The organism is Kocuria rhizophila, from assembly GCF_003667225.1.
GTDB classification, from domain to species: domain Bacteria; phylum Actinomycetota; class Actinomycetes; order Actinomycetales; family Micrococcaceae; genus Kocuria; species Kocuria rhizophila.
Genome location: NZ_RCOM01000167.1, coordinates 1 through 675 on the forward strand (window position 1 = coordinate 1; position 675 = coordinate 675).

A 675-nucleotide genomic window follows, 5' to 3' on the forward strand; every position below is an offset into this window, starting at 1 on the left:
GTGCAGAACTGCGGCGGTGGGCGGGTTCAGGAGGGCCCTGTCACACGAACGCCACCACACCCAAGCTTCCCACGATCATGAACGGCCCCAGGGGAATGCGGCTGGTGGGTCCTGCCCTCCCCGACAGCAGCAGCACAGCGCAGAAGGCGCCCGCGAGCAGGAACGTGGCCGCGAGCGCCACCACGGTGTGCGTCACGGAGGAGAAGCCGGTGAGGATCCCGAGCACACCCGCCAGCCGGACGTCCCCGAGTCCCATGCCCGCGGGATGCGCCAGTCTCAGCGCCAGGAACAGCCCACCCATGATGAGCATCCCCCACAGCATCCACCCGAGCCGCTCGGGGTCGTCCCCGAGGACCGCCGCGGCGCCCAGCAGCAGGACCGTGACGGGGTAGAGCGGTCGCACCACGGAACCGGGGAGTCGGTGCTCACGGATGTCGGTGGCCGCGAGCCACACCCCGGAGCACGCGAGCACCAGGACGGCCAGCGCGCACAGCACTGCCGCGAGCTGGGCACTGAGTGCCGCTTCCTGCAGGTGGTCCCCCACGAATCCCCCGATGCCCGCCGAGTTGGGCTGCATCATGGGGCCATGGTAGGCACCGCCCAGCCGCCTGCCGGAGATGTTGCAGGGGCTGTGCAGGGCGGCTTCGTAGACTGGGCCCATGAGCGTTCCCTGGC

1 protein-coding gene is annotated in these 675 nt (G+C 70.7%); it reads right to left on the reverse strand.

Going from position 1 to position 675, the window contains the following annotated elements:
• Nucleotides 1–40: 40 nt before the first annotated feature.
• Complete coding sequence (locus D9R02_RS11845) at nucleotides 41–580, reverse strand: prepilin peptidase (protein ID WP_059280890.1); 540 nt, start codon at nucleotides 578–580, stop codon at nucleotides 41–43.
• Between the last annotated feature and the right edge of the window lie 95 nt (nucleotides 581–675).